The 16,798-nt window shown below is 49.9% G+C and carries 13 protein-coding genes; all 13 read right to left on the reverse strand.

Annotated elements, in window-relative coordinates:
- Nucleotides 1–474: 474 nt before the first annotated feature.
- Nucleotides 475–816 carry a hypothetical protein gene (locus K7397_RS00515; RefSeq protein WP_223065978.1) on the reverse strand — a complete coding sequence of 114 codons (342 nt, stop codon included), beginning with the start codon at nt 814–816 and terminating at the stop codon, nt 475–477.
- A gap of 202 nt (nt 817–1,018) precedes the next feature.
- Entirely contained in the window at nt 1,019–4,984 is a 3,966-nt protein-coding gene (locus K7397_RS00520; RefSeq protein ID WP_223065979.1) for an S-layer homology domain-containing protein, read from the reverse strand.
- A 229-nt stretch (nt 4,985–5,213) separates the two neighbouring features.
- Nucleotides 5,214–6,338: a glycosyltransferase family 4 protein gene (locus K7397_RS00525; RefSeq protein WP_223065980.1), complete on the reverse strand. Its 1,125-nt coding sequence runs from the start codon at nt 6,336–6,338 to the stop codon at nt 5,214–5,216.
- A gap of 122 nt (nt 6,339–6,460) precedes the next feature.
- On the reverse strand, nt 6,461–7,210 hold the full coding sequence (locus tag K7397_RS00530; protein ID WP_237690578.1) for a WecB/TagA/CpsF family glycosyltransferase: 750 nt from the start codon (nt 7,208–7,210) through the stop codon (nt 6,461–6,463).
- A gap of 5 nt (nt 7,211–7,215) precedes the next feature.
- Entirely contained in the window at nt 7,216–8,511 is a 1,296-nt protein-coding gene (locus K7397_RS00535) for a polysaccharide pyruvyl transferase family protein (RefSeq protein WP_223066118.1), read from the reverse strand.
- Nucleotides 8,484–10,502 (reverse strand): DUF5693 family protein, encoded by a 2,019-nt coding sequence (locus tag K7397_RS00540; protein WP_223065981.1) that lies wholly within the window; start codon nt 10,500–10,502, stop codon nt 8,484–8,486. The genes K7397_RS00535 and K7397_RS00540 overlap by 28 nt, the downstream gene beginning before the upstream one ends.
- Before the next feature lie 47 nt (nt 10,503–10,549).
- The gene (locus K7397_RS00545) at nt 10,550–12,268 is read right to left on the reverse strand and encodes a phospho-sugar mutase (protein WP_273545556.1); all 1,719 of its coding nucleotides are present in this window, start codon (nt 12,266–12,268) and stop codon (nt 10,550–10,552) included.
- A gap of 72 nt (nt 12,269–12,340) precedes the next feature.
- Nucleotides 12,341–12,763 carry a 3-hydroxyacyl-ACP dehydratase FabZ gene (gene fabZ, locus K7397_RS00550; RefSeq protein ID WP_223065982.1) on the reverse strand — a complete coding sequence of 141 codons (423 nt, stop codon included), beginning with the start codon at nt 12,761–12,763 and terminating at the stop codon, nt 12,341–12,343.
- 370 nt (nt 12,764–13,133) lie between these two features.
- Complete coding sequence (locus K7397_RS00555; protein ID WP_223065983.1) at nt 13,134–13,406, reverse strand: DNA-directed RNA polymerase subunit beta; 273 nt, start codon at nt 13,404–13,406, stop codon at nt 13,134–13,136.
- Nucleotides 13,407–13,417: 11 nt separating this feature from the next.
- Nucleotides 13,418–14,248, reverse strand: a complete 831-nt coding sequence (locus K7397_RS00560; RefSeq protein WP_223065984.1) for a flagellar hook-basal body protein — start codon at nt 14,246–14,248, stop codon at nt 13,418–13,420.
- 11 nt (nt 14,249–14,259) lie between these two features.
- Nucleotides 14,260–15,138: a flagellar hook-basal body protein gene (locus tag K7397_RS00565; protein WP_223065985.1), complete on the reverse strand. Its 879-nt coding sequence runs from the start codon at nt 15,136–15,138 to the stop codon at nt 14,260–14,262.
- Nucleotides 15,139–15,181: 43 nt separating this feature from the next.
- A complete protein-coding gene (gene mreB, locus K7397_RS00570) occupies nt 15,182–16,177 on the reverse strand; it encodes a rod shape-determining protein (protein WP_223065986.1) in 996 nt (331 codons plus the stop codon).
- Between the two features lie 263 nt (nt 16,178–16,440).
- Nucleotides 16,441–16,725, reverse strand: coding sequence for a sporulation transcriptional regulator SpoIIID (gene spoIIID, locus K7397_RS00575; protein ID WP_223065987.1), 285 nt, complete (start codon nt 16,723–16,725; stop codon nt 16,441–16,443).
- Between the last annotated feature and the right edge of the window lie 73 nt (nt 16,726–16,798).

Below are 16,798 nucleotides of genomic sequence, written 5' to 3' on the forward strand. Positions count from 1 at the left end.
CGAACGAACTTCTTATAAATGATGTCTGTGAGATCGTCACAGAAACTTGTAAACAATATTACATGTAGAAATAGAGTAGTTTCCTAATCCTACCTTTCACATTATACAATGTGTGACTATAGCCGTAAAGCTAATTTTTCTAATAGATAGACAAGTTTCCCCAATCGGTACAATCTGCCATGTCTAATTTAGTCACCATTATGTAATGCTCTACATCTTAAACGCAGTAGAATTCAAAAAGTTGCGGACTTGGAAAAAAAATTTGCACTTTCTTCATCCTGTTACAATCTGCCTTTTTTTCTGTGTTTTTTATTATATGGATTTTATAGGTACACAGTAAATAATTCCGGAATATTCCAATCAACTGACAACCTTTTTCAGAGCAACAACCTAAATGTATGCATTTGAACATCAAAAAAGACATCCCAATTTGGAATGTCTTTTTAAATTCTTTCTTATTTTAAATACACAGGGTTATCTAACTTTCAAAGCCAATTGGATTATTTGGGCGCGCAGTTCAGGATTTGCCCCAACATTTTGATAGAAATTATCGATTTCGGTTTTATGTTCTTGATATTCCTTCTCATGCTTCATAGTCACACGTGACCACTCGATCAGCTCATTCTCAGCGTTAGTCAGCGTAACATAGGCATCATGAAATCCCGTCTCCAGGACAAGCCCTTCCATAACTTCCTCAGTGATTTCCTGCAGCTTCTGCGTTTCTTCGATTCTCTTCTCCAATACTTTCGCTCTATCCTCAAATTTCGTCTTTGCCTTCATATAATCCAGTTGAGGTTTCGATAAAATCGGTTTCATTGTCCATCTTCACCCTTTTGCAAAAAATGTCTGGCTTCTGCTATTGTAACGTAAATTCTATTAAATTACAAAATCAAGAAGTTACCAGTAAGTTCCAGCTGTAAAAACCACCCCCTTTGAAACCACATGCAATCTCACTTACTGCTTCTGCGTGCTAAAAATAAAGAGCCGGATGCCTCCGGCCCTTTCCTTAATCTAATAGCTACTGAATATTCGGCAGCTTCTTCAAGCTGATCATGACTTTGCCCATCAACACCGCTGCATCACCCCGAAGCATGACTGCATTAGGGTTAAACATATAACCTTGCTTTGGATCGTTGACATCAACCGGCGATCCGGTCATAAAGCCTTTCTGGGCGACTGCCAGAACAGCGGGCTGCGCATAATAATCAATGGATGCATAGTCTTTATAATATTTCTGCAGTCCTTTAATGATTTGGGCGCGGTTTGTTTGCATCTTCAAGTTCAGCGCCTTGGCAATCATGACCGCTGAGTCTTGCCGAGTTATACTGCTTGTTGGCTCGAAAACGGTAGGCTGGGTTCCTCGTGTAATTCCTGCACGAGCCGCCGTTTCTATATAACGGAAATCCCACAAATCAGTTGATTTCACAGATGTAATATCATTCGAGATGTCTACAAAGTGCTGTGTACCCAAATAGTTTAACGGCAGATCCTTTGCACGCACAATCATGCTGGTGAACTCACCACGTGAAACGTAGGAGCTGTCTACACCAAACTGGTTAGCCGGATCGATTGGTTTCATGATCCCTTTTGCATACAGGGTTTCCACATAATCGCGGGCATAAGGGTGCTGGTTGACATCCTTGTAGGAATAGCTGAGCTTGCCGACAACGTAGTAACCGAACCGGTCGAAGGAAACCGTAATCGTATGCTTCTTCGCGTTAACTACGCCGCCCACATTCTCCCATTGTCTTAACTCCGGATTGTAATGGAATACCGTCACCAATCTTCCTGCATCCTCTGAAAGATTCGGATCATAAGTTAAGGTCAATGTACCTCGCTTCGATGGAACAAGTTCTCTGAGCGGATCCCTGTCAAAGAAGTGCTTGACTTCAGGAACCCGGAATTGATACGGATCTGAACCATAGGTAACTGGATCGTATTCTGATGTATTGATATTATCTGCCAAACCAGGGTCAATCCAGAAGACCGAACTCGATTTGATAAAGTGGGTATCGAAGGTGCTCTGGAACATGATTTTACCCGGTCCAACGACATCAACGTCATAACCTGCGGGAACCTGTTCAAAATCATGCCGGTCTACAATGCCGTCCGTTCTATTGGCAATAGCGAACAGAAGATCATGATTCGCAAAGACTTGTCCTCTGTAAGAGGCGGCTTCATCATAATCGCGGCGGATTAAACTGGTTCCTTTCGGGAAGGCCAGAGACAGCTCTCCATTAAATACTTTAGAGTTTGATGCCATGGTCTGCATAAACTGCGCCCCAGGGATATTCGTCGGTACATAGCGGACCGTGATTGTCTGCGTGGTTGTGGTTGTTCCGACCGTAACGGTAACATTTATAACGGTATCTTTATTCGGCTTGAGGTTCTTGACTATGGCCCGGTAAGCCGGATCATAGCCGACAATCCCGCCGGTTGTATAGTCCTGGAAGCTTGTCTTCTCTGCCTGCTGTTTATTTATGACAACGCTGGTTGCATTCGGTGAATAAACAACGACTTCTACAAAGTTCTGGTTCACGACGCGCTTCTGTGGAAGCGGACGAACAATGTTAAACGGCTCCGTTACCGGATTTACTTCCAGACGGTAGGTCGCAACTGCACCGCCCTTACCGGTGTTATAAACCGAAATGTTATAAACGATTGGACTACCGTCTTCCGGGAGCGACTGATCTCTCAGGATAAAGCGGAAATACTGCTTATCCACATCATAGTACACGCTAAGCGGACTGCTTGTGGAGGCAGGGCCTACCATTGAAATTGTACCGCCAGAAACAGGAACATTGTTCTCGACAAGCGAGAACTCGTTACCCAAATTCCATTCATTCACTATATCTTTGCCATCTGCGCTAGGTGAAGTAATTCTTACTACATAGTTGCTAAGAATGGCCTGTTTTTGCTCCGATGTGTTGGCTGATACAATCAGGGAATTGATCGAATTTTCAACATCCGTTTTGTTCGTGCCCAAATCCTTAATAAAATCAAAGGTTCCATACACATTCATCTTCTTCTGCTTCGTCAGAAATACAGAACCATTGGATGTGAAGTTGGAATCCTGTCCTAAAGGTAGATTGTCATTCAGATTTACAAATGTAAAAGGATAGACGCTGTCGCTTGATGCCGCCGGAATAGATGGCGAATCTTTAGGAATATAACTGAATTTATACGTTTTCGTGTATTTGCTCGAACCGTTGAATTCAAACTTGACCGTATTCTCACCAGGGAAAATCGCATTGTAAAGAGTATTCTCGGCATCGCCAGTAACAACAAACTTTGTTGTGCTGCTGTCTTGCTGCAAATCAATAAGCGTATTATTGACATACAGGAACACGCTGCGGCCTGATCCGCTGTATTTGATTTCACTTTCAGGAACATTCAGAATTTGGCCTCTCAGTTTATCCAGTTCGGTCAAAACTGTTTGTTTTCTGTTCGTGTCGCTGGCATCCAAATACATGACCAAACCTGTGTACAGCTTGTTGAACTTCACATCAGGTCCAAACAGCAGGGTTGCGGTTACACTTTTGACGTTCCCCGAACTTGTTTCAAAAGTTATGGTCTGGGAACCTGACTTAGGGAGGGCCGATATTTTCAAAATCGCGCGGACCATTGTCACGGAAGCTCCGTTTACATCCTTCACGATCAACTGATTCGGAACAACAAGCATATCTGCTGGCGTTCCGTTGATCTTAACTGAGTCGTTCACATTACCATTTGCAATCAGTACCTCAACGGCAGCAGGAAGCGAATAGATATTCGCGCCATCGAGACTGTCCCCGCTTAAATTGGCTACTTCGGTAGAACTCATACCCTCGCTATACCCGCTCAAATAATTGACCTGGTAGATGTAAGATTTACTTGGATCTCTCAAGGTAAAGCCAAAAGTCTGAGACGCTGCCTGATTATCCAACATAAACGACAGAGAGTTCTTTACATCTGGCGTAATGGGTCCAGGGAGCTGAAAAGAATAATCAGCCAGCATAAAATTTCCTGATATTGTTTTGTTAATCGAGGTAATCGAAGTTTTTGCGCCACCGTTAAAAATGTAATAAGCCGCAGGATCCTGAGGGTTCGCAGGATCATAAGGTATCATGACTTTACCGTTGACCGTTAACCCGTTGGTCGCAGTGCTCGCAAAATCCGGGAATGTCGCCAGATCCGCAGACGTTTTGCTGCCATCAGTTAAGGTAACATCATAAAAGGTAATTTTGCCATTGTAAAAAGTAAGCTCACGAGTTGTTTCAACCATTTGGTCATTATTTACAGCCTTAATTTTAATCACGTTTTTACCGCTTTTCACATTGAAAGGCGCTGCATAGAAGCTGTACTTATCATAGCTGTTGACCGGATAGGTAAAGCTGTTGCCAACTCCGTTCACTTCCACAGTTACTTCTTCCGCCCCTGGAGCATAACCTGTGATCGTGATATCGGCTGAATCCTTCATATAAAAAGGACTGCTTGAAGTAGCGACTATGGTAGCCGGCTGACTTTCTGTCAAATCAACCGATTGCCCGCTCATCACAGCTTTAAGATTATAAAGCGTCGGATTATTTCTGTAATCGAAATAGATCGTATCAGACACCGTTGTATTTCCGCCCTTGGAGCCGCTGAAGGTGACACGGTTCAGCCCCGCGTATAGCTGTAAGTTGGTTACGGTAATGGTAGAGCCATTTACGGTAAGACCTCCAATTTGACCTTTGCTGGAGTTGACTACAGTTACTTTCCCGCTGGAATCCACTTTGATCTGTTCAACACTGTAGTTTACTGTGTTCCCCAATACGTTAGCTATGGTACCTGAAAAACTAACGCGGTCTGTATTTACAATTTTCGGGGAATTAATATCATACTGCTGGTTAGTAAACAGAAAATAGCTTCCCTCGGATGCTGCCGTTGCTCGTTCCGTAAATGAAACGGGAACAAGACCCACAATCAGGGCTACCGTCAATAGCAGGCTTATTACTCTCTTCAAAATGATGTCCTCCTTGTGATCGTCGTCGCTGCCCCCATTTCAGGGCGCAGTCAGCATTTACCTTATTTATCGGCTTTGCCCCTGTAAATTTGAAGAAAAATGGAATAAAAAAACCTTATTCCGGATGGAATAAGGCAAATGAGCCACTAGGCTGAAAACGTTATTCTTCATTTTAAAATAAAGCCCGCCTACCGGTTTGGATGGTTAGCGGGCTTGTCCTATATAATCTTTATTTCGATCCGCGTTCTGCGTTTACTTTCATGCGCAGGCGCGCCAGGAAGTTCAGCAAAGGGCGCTTCGTTTTGCCGATGAGACCGATAACCTCTGCGCCGATCTGCAGGAAGAAGGCCATGATGCAGATGACGACGAAGGTAACCCAGTTGGCCGAATACATGGCAGCGGACGATTGGATGATGGCCAGGATACCGAAGAAGGCCGCAATCCCGTAAATGACCAGCACCGTCTGACGGTGGCTGAAGCCGAGCTCGCGCAGGCAGTGATGCAAATGCCCCTTGTCCGGCGAGAAGATCGGTTTCTTCTGCATCCAGCGGCGGACGATGGCAAACATCGTATCCGACAGCGGTACCCCGATCAGAATGAGCGGTGTCAGGAAGGACACGATCGCAACCTGCTTGAACCCAAGCAAGGACAAGAGCGCCAAGCTAAAGCCAAGGAAGAGCGCGCCGGAGTCCCCCATGAAGATTTTTGCAGGATGGAAATTGAAATACAGAAAACCAAGGATACTGCCCAGAAGCAGCATGCAGATGACAGCAACAATCTCATTGCCCATAATAAAGGCCATGACCGAGATCGTCCCGATGGCAATCGCCGAGACACCGGCCGCCAGTCCGTCCAGCCCGTCAATCAGGTTAATCGCATTGGTTACTCCTACAATCCAGAGGAGCGTAAATGGTATGGCAATCCAGCTTTCTACAGATGAATAAGTATGAAATGGAATATTGGCAAATTCAATTCGTATATCAAAACCGAATACCACGACGCAGGCTGTTGCGATTTGAACCAGAAATTTCAGCTTCGCGTTCAGCTGGAAGCGGTCATCCAGCGCACCAAGCAGCATAATCATCGTTCCGCCCACCACGAAGGCTTTTACGAAGTTTACGTCCCGAGCGGAGAGGAAGCCTTCCGGAATAAACGGGAACACGGCTAACAAAGTGGCGATAACTGCTGCATAAATGGCTAACCCGCCTAGCCGAGGCATAATCGTTGTATGCACTTTACGAGCGTTGGGCTTATCCACTGCACCCACAAAAAAAGCGAATTTCTTTACAAGTGGAGTCAGGATCAGTGCCAAACAAAGCGTTAGTATAAATCCGATGATATAAATCATCAACATGTCGATTTCAACCCCCATTTGTTCTACCGGAATGAATTATACTCCGAAAGCACCTAAAGACCAACCTCATCATTCAGCAATTGTTAGCCGATATTCCGCCATATTCGCTCAATTACTGTGAACTATCCCAGGTTTTCTTTCTCCTTCAGCACTTTAACGGCGAATTTCGGCAGCGCAAGCATTCTGCGAAAGCGGGTTGGCTCTTTCAGAAGCCGGTAAAACCATTCCAGGCGAAGCCGCTGCATAAATTTTGGAGCTCTTTTGCTTCGACCGGATATAACGTCAAAGCTGCCGCCCACGCCCATTATAACCGGAACGCCAAGCTGCTGCTTATACTTGGCAATCCAGGGCTCTTGGGTATCCGCTCCCCTGGCGACGAACAGGATATGGGGCGCTGCAGCCTTAATGGCCTCCACAACCTCAAGATCCTGATCCGGGCCAAAATAGCCGTCGCGGCTTCCGACAATCTTCACGCCCGGATACTGCATTTGTAACCGGTTTGCTGCTTCCTGAATCACTTCCGGCGACGCGCCAAGCAGGTACACCTTCCAGGACCGCTTCTCGCCTGTCTTCATCAGCTGATGCAGCAGGTCAAACCCGGCAACCCGTTCCTTGACGGGATTCCCGGCCTTGCCGGAGGCCCAGACCACGCCGGCGCCGTCCGGCACAACGAGTTCAGCCTTCTGCATGATCTCCATATAAGCAGGATCCTCAAGGGCTGCCATGACCATGATCGGATTGGCGGTGATCACCTGATGCGGCCGATCCGACTCTGCCGCTTCGGTCAAATAGGCTACCGTCTCTTCCATGTTCCATTTGCTGACCCGTATGCCGAACAGGTTCACTGAAGGAATTGTTTCGCTTTGTATCAAGTGTTTCACCCTTTATCCCTTAAAAAATAATCTGCGATTCGCTGCGCCGGCACTCTGGCTTCCCGCTTCAGCGCCTCGATCTGGCCGCTGTGCTGGCGCAGCCATTCCCCGGGGTTGCCGAGATGGTGCAGCGCCTGCGCGGCGAGCGTCTTCGGATCAAGATGATCACTCGTTCCGACCGGCACGGTGCCGAGCCGTGCCAGAAAGTGATCGATCTTCGGATCGTAAGACACGCCCAGCAGGGGCACGCTTCTCGAGGCAGCGTAGATGAGGCTGTGCAGCCTCATGCCGATCAGCAGCGAGCAGGCATCCACTTCCCGCAGCATGTGCTGCGGATTGTCGGTTGCCGGCGCAATGCTGATCTTGCTGCCCGTTCCTGCCAGGTCGCCGATCCGTTCCATGCAGAAGCGGGACGCTTCTTCATCGGACGGAAGATGAAACGGCAGGAACCGCAGGTGCACGGGCCGCTGCCGGGCCAGGTCCGCAAGGCCCGCAGCCAGGGCCGCCAGCTCGGTCCGCTCGCTGTTCCAGAAGCGGACCGAGACGCCCACAACCGGCGCCCCGTCTGCAGCCGAAACGGCAAGCGTTTCTGCTGCAGCTGAAACAGCTGCTTCATCCGAGACGGCAGGCGTTTCTGCAGCCGGATCGGCTGCTGCGTTCGAAGCACCTGCTCCGGCGAACGATCCGGCATCCGCCCCCGGGTTCGCCGTTTCGGATGCAGGCGCATCCGCTTCAAGGTCATTTTGCCGATCATTTTCTTCGGGCAGCTTCATCCCCATCACCGGATCCGGCACGACCTCGATGTTCTCCATGCGCAGTCTCATGGAGCGGAGAAGCTCAGCGGATTCCATGTCCCGTACCGAAATATAGCGGCATTTCCGGAATACGGATGCAATGAGCCGCCGGTACGGCTTCCGGTTTACCGGTCCAACGCCCTGCGCATAAACAAAGGTAGGCTTGCCCATCCACTGGGCCAGCTTGATAATACCCAAATAGTAAGGGACTGAAGCAGGGCCGGTCGCATCCTGAAGAAGGCTTCCTCCTCCGCTGATCAAACCATCGCTGCCATGAATAGCTTTCCAGACTTCCGCGAATTTCATCCTTGGCACCGCCCGAACCCCATACATGTGGGAAGTCCAATCCGGATCGGAGGACAAAACCACCGGTTCAAAGGCAATGCCCGATCTCTGCCCCTCTTCCTCAAGAGCGGTCAAAATCGAACGCAGCACCGCTTCATCTCCGCTGTTGCGGAAGCCGTAATACCCGGATAATACTATTGTTCGCGTAACAGATGCGACCATTTCATCCAGCACCTTTCGATAATCTGCCATATTCCGATGGCGATCAGCCCGAATACCAGACCGAACCCGAGTCCCAAAAGTCCCCGGATCAAGGAAATAAAGGCCGGTGAATGGATATGGGCGAATGTATCGACCATCGACAATTGACCGATAACGGCAACAATCATGACATAAAGGATTTTAGGAAACCGCAGGGCCGCGAATACGCCGACAATGAACAGCGGATGTGCGAACAAAAATTCCTTGTTGCGCGGACGAACGCCGATCGTATTTTCCAGAAACGCACGGAAGGCTGCTTCTCCGGGAAGCAGGCTGCCAGCGTTGCCTGTGCGTGACAAGTAATAATAACCTGCACCGGCGATCACGATTCCGATGACGGCCCACAATAGCGTAATCGGCATGCGGAGCCATCTGCGAAGCTCGGCAAGCACCGACTCTCCCTGGTACAGGAACACATAAACAGCAACCAGCAGCATCGGCGCAAAATGTAAAAGGCTGACGCCCCGGAACTGATTCAGTACCAGGCTGTAGGTAATATTGTTAAGCAGAGCAATCACAAATGGAACGGCGCTCAAGCTGATTAATGATGTTTTTACAAAAAGGACAATACTGTGCAAAAGCCGGCGCGAAGCGCTCATCCCGGCGTGAACCTCATGCAGCTCCTTGACTTTCCGAATCGCGAGAAGAGTTGCCACGGACGGACCGCTGATGGCCGCGGCCAAAGCGAGAAGCTGTTCCAGCATGACCGGTCTCAGTACATACAATCCTGCTGAGCCCGCAAGTCCGATCAGGAGCGCTGCCAGCGCAAAACCTGGGATGAAATAGGAGATCAGCAGAGCCGTAAACGCCACAGCTCCCAGAACTACAAACAATTTAGCCGCTTTTTCCCAGGAATGATCTACGATCTGGAAAGCTTCGGCGGTTCCCAGCTTGTATCCGGCATCCTCGATACGGCTGATGGCGTTACCTGGTTCCTGAAGCGTATGAACCAGATTGTCGATCGGATCGGCAACCATCGCTTTGGCCGGATTACGGGAAGGCGCAGCATTCAAGTAGATGATGCGGATTTTGCGGTCCTTGACCGCAAGCGCTATGCGGTCGGCCAGCGTCTGCTGATCATCGCTTGCGTCAACATCGCTGATGGAATGAAGGCGAACCACATTGTAATCGAGCAGATAGGCAAGCTTGGCAAAGCCCTGCTGCTGTTTCTTCAAGCCTTCGATAACCGCGATGCCGATGCCCCTCTTGTTCAAAGAATCCGCAAACGCCTGAAGACTGTGCTTCTCTGCATTGTCGGCAAACCCTTTGACCGCATCCCCGTCAAACAAAATACGCGGCACTCCGTACTTGACAAACAGATCCAACTGCTTGTCCACGGATTCCTGATCATAAGGCCCGTTGTCGGTCATGCGCGGCAAAATCGTAAATCCTTTGTCATGAATCATCTCCATGGCAAGCGGATCCATCGCAAGCGGCTTCATGCCGGCATCTTCCGGCGACGTTCTCAGGTAGAGGCCCGGAAGCCCGTTAATGCTCCATGGCGTCACTTCAATATCAAAGCGGCTGAACGTCTCCCTGATGATCGGTTCATACACGCTTGCATTGTCCTCTGAAGTAAATGCAATATAGGTTCCATTATCCTGTGAAGATGTGGCCGTTTTATTCATATTGGCAATATCCTGCGACGTATAAATCATAATTCGGCGAGCTTTCTTCAGCTCATCGAGGCTGCTCTCAAATACGGCAATCGTATTGACACCCGCATTCTTCAGCCGATCCAGCTGTTCGGACATAAACGTTTCGGGATTTGCCTGATAGGAAGCAATATCAAGCAGACTGCGATAGCTAAACACAATTTGAACCTGTTTCGCGGAGCTTTCCGTCTGAACCCGTTCGTAAATGACAGGTAAAGAAGCCACCAGCCCGATCACGACCAAAATCCACAGCCATTTGCGGGTGGTGTTATTCCACTTTTTCCATGTTGAATACACGAATGGACCTCCTCATAATAACTGCGGGACAAGTCCCGCACCACGGGCTAAGAGTTAGCCCGGGACAGAACTTGTTCCTGCAATGACGCAAGGCGCGCTTTGGCGTCGTCGTCAGATGAACCTTTTACGGCAAAATAGAACTTGATCTTCGGTTCCGTGCCCGACGGACGGAGGCAGAACCAGGAGCCGTCATCAAGCAGAAATTTAAGGACATTCTCTTTAGGCAGACCGTCCAGACCGAGAGAATAATCAAGAACCTCTGTTACAGTGAAGCCGTTGATCGAGTCCGGCGGACTCACCCGCCACGATGTCATCAATGCGCCGATCTTGGCGACGCCGTCTTTGCCTTTCATGGTGATGGAAGACAACGCCTCACGGTAATAGCCGAACTCACGGTAAATGTCCTCAAGCACATCCATCAGCGTTTTGCCCTGCTGCTTGTAATATGCCGCGGCTTCGGAAATCAATGAAGCGGCAACGACCGCATCTTTATCGCGCGCATAATTGCCTGCCAGATAACCGTAGCTTTCCTCGTAACCAAAAACGTAAGTATAAGAGCCCGATTTCTCGAATTCGTTCATTTTCTCGCCGATATATTTGAAGCCTGTGAGCGTATTGAACACGGTAAGCCCGTAATGGCGGGCAATCTCCGCCCCAAGCTCGCTGGTCACGATCGTTTTGACAACCGCCCCGTTTTCAGGCAGCTTTCCCTTCTCCTTCAGTTGACTGAGCATGTAGTACATGAGAATGGCCCCGGACTGGTTGCCTGTCAGAATTTCATACTCACCGCTTTTGGTTCTGACAACGGCGCCCATCCGGTCTGCATCCGGATCGGTTCCGATCAGAATATCAGCGCAGGTCTTGCGCCCCAGTTCAATCGCCATCTTGAAGGCTTCGCGCTCTTCCGGATTCGGCGATTTGACGGTTGAAAATTCCGCATCCGGCTGTTCCTGCTCGGGAACAATATGCACCTGCGAGAATCCAAGCTTATCAAGGACACGGCGGACAGGACCATTACCTGTCCCGTGGAGAGGCGTGTAGACAATCACGACGTCTTTGCCTGCACCGCTGCGCAGCAGTTCAGGATTTACGCTGACAGAGGCCACAGTACCCGCAAAAGCTTCATCTTCGGCTTCATCCAGCCAAACCAGCAGACCTTTCGCTTCAGCCTCTTCCCGGGTCAACCGCTTTACTTGGGCGAAAGACTCCACCTGGCGGATGTGTGCGATAACCTGTTCGGCTTCATGAGGAACGAGCTGTCCGCCTGATGCATTGTACACTTTATAGCCATTGTACTCCGGCGGGTTGTGGCTCGCCGTGATGACGATGCCGCCGTCCGCATGCAAGCGGCGCACTGTGAAAGAAAGCTGAGGCGTCGGGCGAAGGGATCTAAACAGCTTGGCTGCAATCCCGTTGCCGGCCAGAACAAGCGCAGCCTCGAGCGCAAACTCGGGCGAGAAATGCCGGGAATCGTGAGCAATGACTACGGATGGAACGGAGTCCGATGTTTTTGCGGTAGCAAGGAGATAAGCGGCAAAGCCTTGGGTAGCCCTTCCTACGGTATACCGGTTCATTCGGTTGCTGCCCGCCCCGATCACGCCGCGGAGGCCCCCGGTGCCGAATTCCAAATCCTTGTAGAAACGGTCTTCCAGTTCTGCCGGATTGTTCTCCAGAGAGCGAAGCTCACGCTTGGTCTCCTCGTCAATATGCACATCCTGAAGCCAGCTTTCTACCTTGTCCTGCACAGTCATCACATAATCGCTCATCAATTACTCCTCCTATACTTAAGCGGAATAGTTAGGTTCACGCTAACTTTCTTTTATGGTAATACCCATTTTCTAGGATAAAGCAAACATGATTTCGCCTTCAGCGACTATTTTATCATCCACTTTGGCTACGGCCTTGCCTTTGCCGATCGATCCCTTCAGCCGGGTAATTTCAACTTCCAGACGAAGCGTATCCCCCGGAACAACCTGGCCGCGGAAACGGAAGCCGTCGAGGCCCGCCAGAAAACCGATCTTGCCCCGATTCTCCTCAAGCTTCAGCATCGCTGCTGCGCCTACCTGGGCCAGCGCCTCGGTAATGAGCACACCTGGCATAACAGGGTACTCCGGAAAGTGCCCGACAAAATAAGGCTCATTAATGGAAACATTTTTAATCCCGACAGCCCGCTTGCCCGGTTTCATTTCGAGAATCCGGTCCACCAGCAAAAATGGAGGGCGGTGCGGTATAATTTCCTGAATTTCACGAACATCCATCATCGTTTCAATGTTACCCCTTTCAATTAGGCGGCCCGTATAAAACTCGAAAATTGGGCCATACTGTAATTATCCTTCGTCCCTGCAGAGGCGAAGGTTAAGATAAGGGGCTTTTCCTTAAATCGGTACATATGTGCTGTGCCGAATAAGGATAAAGCCCTTTTGAATTGCCGTACGCGGGCTCTTGAACATTCCCACACCATTATAGCATTTTCCGCGCAGAAAAAGGAAACCTCCATGGTGTACCACCCGGCCTAATGCTTTAGCGGGGGGCAAAGCGCGAAAAAACCTCCGATCGCCAGCGCCGGGCCGGCAAACGGAGGTCATGGTTTCAAAATTTCATTAATGAAGATAAAGCTGCAAACTGCCAATCCTATGGAGCAAATACCAGATCATAAACATGACGCCAGGTACTCCACTCCAAAACCTCGGTCCAGGATTGCTTGCCGAGCACGACATAGCCGAAGACCATCCCGCCAAAACCGGCAGCAAACAGAAAAAGAATGACAAGCAGCGTGATGATCAGACTGCGTAGTCTGCGACGCGGCCTCCGCGTTTTGTTCACGCTCTTGCTCTTATCCTGAACCCGCGACCGCCGCGGTCTTTCCGGTCTTTCTTCCTCCCCGGCCGTCGTTCGTTCCGTCATTTCAGCACCACCTATCCACGCAAATGATTCGCCATGTTCATCATGGCCTCGCTGGATGTCAGAGCGCGTGCCGTGAGCTGATATGCGCGTTGTATCTGCATCATGTCCGTCATTTCCTGCGTAAGATCAACATTCGATTGCTCCAAGGCGCCTTGTCTGACCGAAACGGACTCCAGTCTAGGGTCGGCCTCCGCCATCGTAGCCAGCGATTCCAGGACATCCGGTTCGTTCGCGCCAGGTGTGATCGTGAACAGATTGTCGTCCTTCTGATCGAGACCCTCGGCCCGCTGGATATAGTCAAGCTTGATCCGCCCTGCGTCAGAGGTAACAGAACCGTTTACGGCAGTAATAAAGCCCGCCCGGTCGATTTGCAGTTTGGAACCTGCCGGAACCTTGATAGGAGTTCCATCCGTGTTCAGTACATAGTATCCCTGGCTTGTTGTCAAATAGGCCTGCTCGGGGTCAGCGGGATCCGGATGAACCTGAAAATCCCCTTCTCTGACCCAGGCTTTCTGCCCACCAGCTTCTACCGCAAACAAGGCATTGCCTTGAATCGCCAAATCGGTCGGCACTCCGGTATCCTGAATCGTTCCCTGCACAAAATTCAGCGAAACCGGAGTCAGCCTTGAACCGAAGCCGAGATTAAATCCCGAAGGCATTGAACGGCCCGGCAATTTCATTTCGGCGGCCTGTTCCTGCACACGGGTCAATGTATCTTCAAAGGAAGCTTCCTTGCGCTTGTAACCGACGGTATTCACGTTGGCCACATTGTCAGCAAGCAAATCCAGCCGTTTCTGGATACTGTTCAAAGCAACCATGGAACTTATCATCGAATTGTTCATCATAACACCTCCTATACGCGGCCTATGTCGTTGACAGCCTTGTCCAGACTTCGATCGTAATATTGAATGATCTGCTGATTGGCTTCATAAGCGCGCTGCGCAGCCATTAAATCGACCATGGACTGGGCCGTATCGACGTTTGATCCTTCGATTGAGCCTTGACGGACCTGCAAAGCGTCACCGTTTTGCAGCAATCTGATCCCTGCAGCGGCTGCATCGGGCGCTTCAAAAACGCCGTGGCCGTCACGCACCAGCTGATTCGGCTGGGTTGCCACGCTGATTCTCAGCTGCACCCCGCTTCTCGTTCCATCATCGTTTAGAATATACCCTTCTTCGTCCACTTTCAAACGGTCGACGGCTCCGTCAATCGTAACGGGATTCCCGTCCGCGCCAAGCACCTCATAGCCTTCGGCAGACAGCAGTTGGCCAGCTGCATTCACGTGAAAGCTTCCGTCACGGGTATACAGCTCCTTGCCCTGATCGTCCTGCACCGTGAAAAAAGCTTGCGGCCGGTACACAACGCTTCCGTCATCCTGCACCGATTTGCCTGAAGCATCAAATACGTAATTTTGCCCAGTAGCCGGATTCTGAAGGCCTAGCGAAGAAATCAGGGCAAAATCCGTGCTCTTGCCCGTTTCACGAAGATCTCCCTGAGTGAACGAGGACAGGCTTTCCTCGGCGAACACGCCCGAATTCATTTTGCCGATCGGTCTAGACCCCGGCTGGTCTCCTCCTATGGCCGAGATAAACAGTTCCGGAAATGAACGCGCAACACTGTTCACCTGCTTGTACCCCGTCGTATTGATATTGGAAATATTCTGGGTCACCGTATCGTGGATTCGCTGCTGTGTCACCATTCCGGCAGAAGCCGTATAAAGCCCTCTTAACATGGAAGAACCTCCGATCATTTAATGTTAATAAATATATCGGCATTTAAAACTTTTTCTTTACAGCACGGTCCAAATTATCGAGCATAATGCCCGTCCCTTTTACAACGCAATGCATCGGATCTTCGGCCACGAGCACAGGCACGCGAAGCTCTTCCGCCAGCAGCTCGTCCAGCCCGTGCAGGAGCGCTCCTCCTCCGGTCAGGATAACCCCCCGGTCGATAATATCCGCAGAAAGCTCCGGCGGAGTGCGCTCAAGCACCGATTTCGCGGCGGCAACAATAGAGGATACCGGATCCCAAAGCGCTTCCTGCACTTCAGCCGACGAAATGGCCACCGTCAGCGGAAGTCCCGAAACCATATCCCTTCCCCGGATATCCATTGCCGCCTCGCGCCCGCCCGGATGAACGGTACCGATGTTGATCTTGATGTCCTCGGCCGTACGTTCCCCGATCATCAGTTTGTATTTTCCTTTAATATAGCGGATAATAGCGGCATCAAGCTTGTCCCCCGCCATTTTTATGGAGGAGGCTGTGACGATGTCCCCCATGGAGAGCACCGCCACATCCGTCGTTCCTCCGCCGATATCGACAACCATATTGCCGCTCGGTTCATAAATGTCCATACCTGCGCCAATCGCGGCAGCTTTAGGCTCTTCCTCCAGGAAGACTTCCTTGGCGCCGCTCCGTTCCGCAGCTTCACGAATCGATTTCTGTTCGACAGATGTAATATTGGTAGGAGCGCAAATGAGGATGCGGGGATGACTGTACCAGTTTTTCCCTCCAACACGGCCTATGAAATGTTTCAGCATCGTTTCTGTAATTTCAAAGTCGGCAATTACCCCGTCCATAAGCGGGCGGATGGCGACGATGTTGCCTGGTGTACGACCGACCATGCGCCTCGCGTCTTCACCAACAGCGAGTACGCGCTTGGTATCACTTTCGATTGCGACTACCGAAGGCTCATCCAGTACAACGCCTTTACCTTTTACGTGTATCAGCACATTTGCCGTGCCAAGGTCAATCCCGATATCCTTGCCCATTCCTGCATCCCCCAAAGCGATTTTTTAAAATGATGGTAAAAGAAGCCGTATCTCCAGATTGCACATTCCCTATCCTAATCGACAAAAATACGTGGAACTTCGACAAATTACGGCATCCAATGGTAAAAAACAGCATTAGATTTCCATATTTTAAAAATATCATACTTCGGGGGACCTATTCAATCATAAATAGAACCTTTGGCATGGTTCAAACTAAACCATTACCCAATTTGAAACAGACTTAGGTGACGTATTTCTCCTTCTCAGTTCGCAGATGTAACGATTTCACGTCCTTTGGGGCTGCCTTTTTTGTACTTGATTTTTGTGGCTTCTCCTCCCCTCAGGTGCCGAATCGATTTGTGATATTCGAGAATGTGCTTGACCTGGTCCGCAAGGTCCGGGTTGATCTCCGGCAACCGTTCGGTTAAATCCTTATGCACCGTACTTTTCGAGACGCCAAATTCCTTGGCGATCGTCCGGACCGTATGCCGTGTTTCCACAATGCAGCGGCCTATTTTAATCGTACGCTCCTTGATGTAATCGTGCACGCTCCCGCCTCCCTACTCGAGATAGTTTGGTACATTATATGAGGGGCGGGCCTATATATTCTTTGTTTCCAAG

This window comes from Paenibacillus caui (assembly GCF_019904135.1).
Lineage (GTDB): Bacteria > Bacillota > Bacilli > Paenibacillales > Paenibacillaceae > Fontibacillus > Fontibacillus caui.